Origin of the sequence: Methanobrevibacter filiformis (genome assembly GCF_001639265.1) — an archaeon.
Classification (GTDB): Archaea; Methanobacteriota; Methanobacteria; order Methanobacteriales; family Methanobacteriaceae; genus Methanacia; species Methanacia filiformis.
Window position 1 is genome coordinate 21,826 of sequence record NZ_LWMT01000046.1, and the last position, 7,570, is coordinate 29,395.

The 7,570-nt window shown below is 28.2% G+C and carries 7 protein-coding genes; 5 read left to right on the plus strand and 2 right to left on the minus strand.

Features of this window, described 5'->3' with window-relative positions; all coding sequences use genetic code 11:
• The first annotated feature begins 93 nt into the window (after positions 1-93).
• The 5 genes from MBFIL_RS01860 (at position 94) to galE (ending at position 5,030) form a co-directional block, all read left to right on the plus strand.
• The gene (locus tag MBFIL_RS01860; RefSeq protein ID WP_066970944.1) at positions 94-699 is read left to right on the plus strand and encodes an acyltransferase; all 606 of its coding nucleotides are present in this window, start codon (positions 94-96) and stop codon (positions 697-699) included.
• Between the two features lie 312 nt (positions 700-1,011).
• Positions 1,012-1,176, plus strand: coding sequence for a 4Fe-4S binding protein (locus MBFIL_RS01865; protein ID WP_066970946.1), 165 nt, complete (start codon positions 1,012-1,014; stop codon positions 1,174-1,176).
• 9 nt (positions 1,177-1,185) lie between these two features.
• On the plus strand, positions 1,186-2,367 hold the full coding sequence (locus MBFIL_RS01870) for an NAD(P)/FAD-dependent oxidoreductase (protein ID WP_066970948.1): 1,182 nt from the start codon (positions 1,186-1,188) through the stop codon (positions 2,365-2,367).
• 315 nt (positions 2,368-2,682) lie between these two features.
• Positions 2,683-3,423 carry an MIP/aquaporin family protein gene (locus MBFIL_RS01875; protein WP_066970950.1) on the plus strand — a complete coding sequence of 247 codons (741 nt, stop codon included), beginning with the start codon at positions 2,683-2,685 and terminating at the stop codon, positions 3,421-3,423.
• 641 nt (positions 3,424-4,064) lie between these two features.
• Positions 4,065-5,030, plus strand: coding sequence for a UDP-glucose 4-epimerase GalE (gene galE / locus MBFIL_RS01880; protein WP_066970952.1), 966 nt, complete (start codon positions 4,065-4,067; stop codon positions 5,028-5,030).
• A 120-nt stretch (positions 5,031-5,150) separates the two neighbouring features.
• Here galE and MBFIL_RS01885 read toward each other — a convergent pair whose 3' ends face one another.
• Positions 5,151-6,317, minus strand: coding sequence for an aldo/keto reductase (locus MBFIL_RS01885; protein WP_066970954.1), 1,167 nt, complete (start codon positions 6,315-6,317; stop codon positions 5,151-5,153).
• 36 nt (positions 6,318-6,353) lie between these two features.
• A complete protein-coding gene (locus tag MBFIL_RS01890; protein WP_066970956.1) occupies positions 6,354-7,298 on the minus strand; it encodes a TIGR04083 family peptide-modifying radical SAM enzyme in 945 nt (314 codons plus the stop codon).
• Positions 7,299-7,570 lie beyond the last annotated feature (272 nt).

Sequence of the window (7,570 nt, forward strand, 5' to 3'; positions counted from 1 at the left end):
GTTATGTGATAATTTAATAATTAATTTAAGCTTATAATGTTGCTAACTTGAATATCATATGTATGTTACTAAATTAATGGGGAAAAGGATAAAATGGCTAATTTTTTTAAGATGTTTACTGATGATTCTGATCAAGAGGATCCTAAATTAGCTAAAGAAAATATTCAAATAGGAGTTAAATATTCTCGTTTCAGTAAACCTCCAGTCTTAGGGAAAAAGCATCTGATTCGTTCTAATTCTGTAATCTACAATGATGTAGAAATTGGAGACAACTTCAAAACAGGACATAATGTAGTTATAAGGGAAAAAACTAAAATAGGTAATAATGTATTAATTGGTACAAATACAGTTATTGAAGGAGAATGCACAATTGGTAATGGTGTAAGTATCCAATCTAATGTATATATTCCTAAAAACAGTATTATTGAGGATAATGTATTTATAGGTCCATGTTCATGTTTTACCAATGATCGATACCCAATTAGAGTAGATTATGAGCTTAAAGGACCTCAAATAAGAAAAGGAGCATCGGTAGGTGCAAATACAACCTTCTTGTCCAATATAGAAATAGGTGAAGGTGCAATTGTTGCTGCTGGAGCTGTTGTAACACGAAATGTTCCACCTTTTTACTTAGCTATTGGAACTCCAGCTAATATTAAACCACTTCCACCAAATCTTAAGGTTCCTAACATGATTTAAATAATTATTTTTTAATATTTTTTAATTTATATATTTCTTACTATTCTTTATAATTCTTTATATCTGATTTAATCAATTTATTATTTATTTCTAACTTTTTATACACAAAATATTTATATCTAAAAAAGTAAATAATATAAATTGGTGTTTAAATAATTAAATATTATATTTTAATAAAACAATTAATAAATAATCCACTTAATAGTTATTTTTATTGGTAATTGTTTTCAATAACTCATTATAATTATATTTTGCTATGTATTTATTTAATAAATTAGATAGCTATTATTTTATTTTTAAGGAGTAACTAATATGATTGTTAAAGAATGGTGTTCTTACTGTGGTGAGTGTGCAGGAGTATGTCCTAGAAATTTAATTCTAGTAAGGGAAACTGAATTAGAATTTGATACTGGGGAATGTAAAGAATGTGATTTTTGTATTAAAGCATGTCCAGTAAATGCTTTAGAAAAAGATTGAGGTGAGAAAATGATTACAACAGATATACTTGTAATTGGTGCTGGACCTGCAGGATCTATAGCAGCTAAACATGCAGCATTAAATGGAGCTAATGTATTATTAATTGACAGAAAATCTGAAATAGGTGCACCTAAACGTTGTGCTGAGGGAGTTTCTATTGAAGGACTAAAAAAATTAGGAATAGAAACAAGTCCTCGATGGGCAGTGAAAGATATTGAAGGAATAAGATTAGTAGCTCCAAATGGAACAGATGTATGGTTAAATGATGATACAATTGAATTACCTGAAGCAGGGTATATTTTAGAGAGAAAAGTCTTTGATAAACATATGGCTATGGATGCTGGAAGAGCTGGGGCTCAAATAAAAATCAAAACATTAGCAAAAGAAATAATTAAAAAAGAAGATCATTATGTTGTTATATGTGAACACCTAGGTGAATTAATTGAAATTAAAGCAAATATTATCATAGCTGCAGATGGTCCTGAATCACGTATTGCAAGATTAGCTGGTCTTAAAACTGGAACTAAAATTAAAGACATGGAATCTGGAATTCAATTTGAAATGTGTAATGTTGAAATGACAAATCCTAATGTTCTTGAGTTCTACTTTGGAAGTGTTGCGCCAGGAGGTTATGCTTGGATTTTCCCAAAAGGTGAAGATATTGCAAATGTAGGATTAGCTGTTATCCCAACAGACACTGACAAAACAGCTTACCAACACCTTCTTGATTTTGTGGCTAATTGCCCAGCTACTCAAAATGCTCAAGCTGTAGAATTAAATGTTGGTGGGGATCCAGTTGGAGGAGTGCATAAACACATATCTGGAGATAATATTTTAGTTGTTGGAGATGCAGCAGGGCAAGTAAACCCATTAACTGGTGGAGGAATCATTAGTGGAATGACTTGTGGTAAAATAGCTGGTGAAGTAGCTGCAAATGCAATAAAAGAAGAAAATTATTCTTCAAAAAGATTATATGAATATGATAAATTAGTGGATGATGAGTTAGGGGAAAAAATGAAAAAATACTCAAAAACCAGAGATTATTTAGCATCATTATCAGATAAAGAATTAGATTCTATAGCTGTAGCATTCCAAGATGTTGAATTTGAAGAAGTCAGTACCACTGAACTAATCAAAAAATTGGTAAAAGTTTCACCAAAAGCTTTATTAAAATTAGGTAAATTAATTTAATTTATTTTAACCTATTTTAACTTAAACTTATTTTTTATCGCCTATTTTCATTTTTGCATTTATACATTTATCATACATTCTAACTATTTATAATACTTATCATTATTTTGATTATGTAATATTATATATTTACATATTATCTAAACAAAGTTCATTTTATTAACTAATTTTGAAAATTTTGACTAATGTAATACAAATATATAATGGAAAATATATATTAGTAAAAATATATATTAACATTTATATAGTTTCTTAAATAATATATTAAAAACATATAATCTAATGTTTTCAAATATTTTTAAAAGAGATGATTTAATGGAGTATGATTTAAGAAAAAAATTCTTAGCTGAGCTTGTAGGAACATTTTTATTAGTATTTTTTGGAACTGGAGCTGCAGTTGGAGCTGCTTTGATTGTTCATTCTTATATTCCTACTGGAGCTATTGGTGCATTAGGTGGGTTTAGTGAGTGGTTAGCAGTAAGCTGGGGATTTGGTATTACTGCATTGGTTGCTATTTATGCTTTTGGTAAGGTATCTGGCGGACATATAAATCCTGCGGTTACTATTGGATTACTTGTTACTAAAAACATAAGTTTAAAGAATGCTACATTTTATATTCTTGCACAATTTATTGGAGCTGTAATAGCTACACTTTGTGTGTTTTCAGTATTTGGAATGGATGGGGTTTTAATTGGTGCACTTGGTGCAAATGCTCCAGGGGTTGGAATTAGCTATTTACAAGCATTTATTGGCGAGATAATCGGTACATTTTTATTAGTTCTTGTTGTGATGGGTGTTGCTGTTGATAAAAAAGCAGACCCTGGTATTTATGGTTTAGCTATTGGATTGGCTATAGGAATTTCTTTAACTGTTTTAGGTCCTATAACTGGAGGTTGTATTAATCCTGCTCGTGGTTTTTCACCAATAATCGTGGATTTTTTAGCAGGAGGAGTAAATCTTTTAATTTATCTCCCTATTTTTATAATAGGTCCTATTATTGGAAGTATAATTGCTGCTTTATTATATAAATATATAGCTATTTCAAATAATGAATAATTACAAGTATTTTTAAATATTGTCTTATTTTAATTTTTTATTATTATTTTATTCTCCTACATTTTAATAGCTATCTTACAATCATTTTTATCTGTTTTCTGAGTGTTTTCCTAAGTGTTTTAATCTTATTTTCATGATTATGTTTAATGTATTTTAGATATCCGTTAGTATGTTTTATTCATTAATGTATGTTTTTCATGTATATTTAAATTATTTATAGGCATATTTTTTAATAATTAGCATGTTTAAACAAAAACATTTATAAGTGATAAACACATGATATAATAATATTAAGTTGAAATAAACTCATGAAAAATTTTATCGCTTTAAAACACTTTAATCAGTGTTTAAAAGTTTCTTAAGTTATATTTTTTATTATATTTAAGTAATACTTTTGGACAGTTGGTTATAGTTTATTTTTAAGATAAAGATAGTTTAATTTAATTTTTAATCATTAGTAATGTTAAAAATGGTTTTATTATTTAATTAACTAGTATATGATATAACTTTAAAGAGTTAATATTTTTCATAAAAACATTTATAAATAATTATTACAAACATTATATTATTTATGAATACATAAGTTTATTTTATACTTTTTAATCAAGATATAAAAATATAGGAATAAGGAAGGAAGACACATGATTTTAATTACAGGCGGAGCTGGATACATAGGGTCTCATACTAACAAAATGTTCAATGATAATGGGTATGAAACTATGGTTTTAGATAACTTAAGCACAGGACACAGGGAAAATTTGAAATGGGGAGAGTTTGTTCAAGGAGATTTAGGAGATCTCAAATTTTTACAATCTCTTTTCAAAAAATACGACATTGAGGGCGTTGTACACTTTGCAGCATTAACTTCAGTTGCTGAGTCGATGAAATCACCTCAGAAATATTATAAAAATAATTTTATAAATAGCTTAAATTTGTTAAAAGTGATGAATGATAACAATGTTTCTAAATTTATTTTTTCTTCATCAGCAGCAGTATATGGGGTACCTGAGGAAACACCAATAGTAGAATCCCATCCATTAAATCCAATTAATCCATATGGGGAATCTAAATTAATGGTTGAAGAAGCATTATATGAAAAATCTCAAAAAGATCAACTTAATTATGCTTCACTTAGATATTTTAATGCTTCAGGAGCAGACCCTAATTTGGATGTTGGAGAAAAACACATTCCAGAAACACATATAATTCCATTAATTTTAGATGTTGCATTGGATAAAAGAGATAAAATCCATGTTTTTGGTGATGACTACAATACTCCTGATGGAACATGTATACGAGATTATATCCATGTAAATGATCTTGCTCAAGCTCATTTAAAAGCTTTTGAATTTTTAGAAAAAGAACAAAGTGATATTTTTAATCTTGGAAATGGAACTGGTTTTTCAGTTAAAGAAGTAATAGATGCATGTGCTAAAATAACTGGTGAAGATATAAGTCATAAAGTGGTGGATAGACGTCAAGGAGACCCAGATATTTTAATAGCTGACAGTGAAAAAGCAAAATCTATCCTAAACTGGAAACCAGAATTTGATAACCTCGAAAAAATAGTAGAAACAGCATGGGATTGGCATCAAGTTTTAAATTAACTTTTAAAACATGATACAAACTTTTAAAAATGAGAAATCAAAGATTTATCTAATTTTCCGTCACGAAATAAAAGTTTAGAAATCGAAGATTTTTGTTATTTTTGGGAGATCATTGTTATGTTATCTAAACATGATTGCTTTTACAATTTTACATAGTATCTTGTAATACCATTTTTCAAAACTAGAATCAACTTCTTCTAAATTATTCATAATATCTAAGTGTTGTGGACATTTTGGCTCACATTTTCCACATTTAGTGCAGTTAGATGCAGATGAATTTGGATAAGTTGTTATTAAATACATTACAGTTGTTTTAATATCTCTAAAAATACTTTTGTCATTTAGTGCTGAAAATGCAAGAGGAATATCAACTCCTTTAGGACAAGGTAAACAATAGCCACATGCAGTACAATCTATTTTTATGCTTTTTTTAAATTCTTCTTTAAGATTATCAATTAATTTTTCTTCATCTTCTGTTAATGAATTTACTTTTACATCATTAGCTATTCTAACATTTTCTTCAATGTCTTCTTCTCTACTCATACCAGATATTACAACATCAACATGAGGATTGTTCCATAACCAACGTAAAGCCCATTCTGCTGGAGTTCTTTTAATTTTAAAGTTTTCTATTAATTTTGATGCTTCATTCGGTAATTTATTTATAATCATTCCTTCACGAAGAGGCTCCATTATCAGTATTCCGAGTCCTTGGGCAGAAGCATACTCTAACCCTTCTTTTCCAGCTTGATAATATTCATCTAAATAATTATACTGGAGCATAACAAAATCCCAATCATATTCTTCAATAATCTTTTTAAAATTAATTATATTTCCATGATATGAAAAACCAATATTGATTATTCTTCCTTTCTTTTTTTCATCTTCAATGAATGATAAAACTCCAATTGATTGTTGATGTTTCCATTCTGAGTATGTGAGATCATGAAGCATATAATAATCAATATAATTTGTTTGAAGTCTTTCAAGCTCAGTTTCAAATGTTTGATCCATTTTTTCTTTTGTGTTGATATTCATAATTGGTAATTTAGTAGCTATTTTTACTTTTTCCCTATATCCTTTAGCAAGTATCTTTCCAAGTGTTTCTTCACTTCCAGGATACATATGTGCAGTATCAAAGTAATTAACTCCATTTTCAATAGCTGTTATAATTTGATTTTCAGTTCTTTCATAGTCTATTCGTCCATTTTTACGAGGATATCTCATACATCCATAGCCTAAAATAGATAATTTGTCTCCAGTTTTCTTTATTTCTTTATATTGCATATTATGTACCTTTTAATTAATTAATGACAATTAATCTCATTTTTTAAACATTAAATCTTTAATACTGTACTTTTTCTTCTTATTTTCATCCTGTGCTTCTTGTACTTGTTGTGTATTACTTGTAAACATTGGTGGCAGTGATGAACTTAAAAATTCTTTGTTCAATCTATCTGATACTTCTTTAAAAATTATTTTATAAGCTTCACATTGAGGATCCACACTTTTAGGTGTTTTTGATGATACAATAGCATTATATGGGCATCCTCCATTACAAAATTTAGTGTATGTACAGTCTTTACAATTTTCTTTCACATATTCTCTAAATTCCTCTAATTTTCCCCAAGCACTTGTTTTCATTATTTCTTTCATTGATGGATTATCTTGAACATTGCCTAAAACATAATCTTCCATTCCTACAAATCTGTAGCAGGGATAAATCTTTCCATCATGTCCAATAGCTAAAGTGTCACCAATACAATCAGCAAATGTACACAGTGTGCCTCGTCTTAAAAAACTACTTTTACAGATATGATCAAAATCTTTTATTTCAAACTTATCTAAATCATATAAATATTTATCTAATAGATCTATTAATATTTGTCCATGTTCTTCAGTGGTTAATGCCCATTTATCTGCATTATCTCCTCTAAGTGATGGTAATGCTCCATGAAGTTTTATGCTTGCTTCATTTTTTAGGAAAAATTCATAAATTTCATCTTTAAAGTCCTTTGAATATGATGTAAATGTACATACAAAACTGGTTTTAATTCCATTTTTTTTAGCTATTTCATAAGCATTCATGGTTTTATCAAAGTAACCTTCACCTCTTTGATAATCATTTATCTCTTTTGGTCCATCTATACTTGTACTAATAGCTATATTATACTTTGCAAATAATTTAGCCAATTCTGGAGTAAGTAACCATAAATTACTTTGAAGTGAAAATCCTCCATTTTTTATTTTTTTATTTTGGCTGTGCAATAATTATTTTTTGATTCTTTTTAGTTATGCTTAGTTTTAAATATTATGGGGTGTAATATAGTATTAATGTTTTTTAGTTTTTGTTGAGTTGGTGTTTATGGTTTTGCATGAAGATAGTATTGGTCAGGTGTTTTTACTTCCTTTAAATTTGAGGGACTTTATTCCAGATAATCATATTTGTTTTTTTATTGAGGAATTGGTTAGTCGGTATGATTTTGGTGATTTGCATTCTAAATATGCGGATACTCCAGGTAAGAAAGCTTATTCTAGGA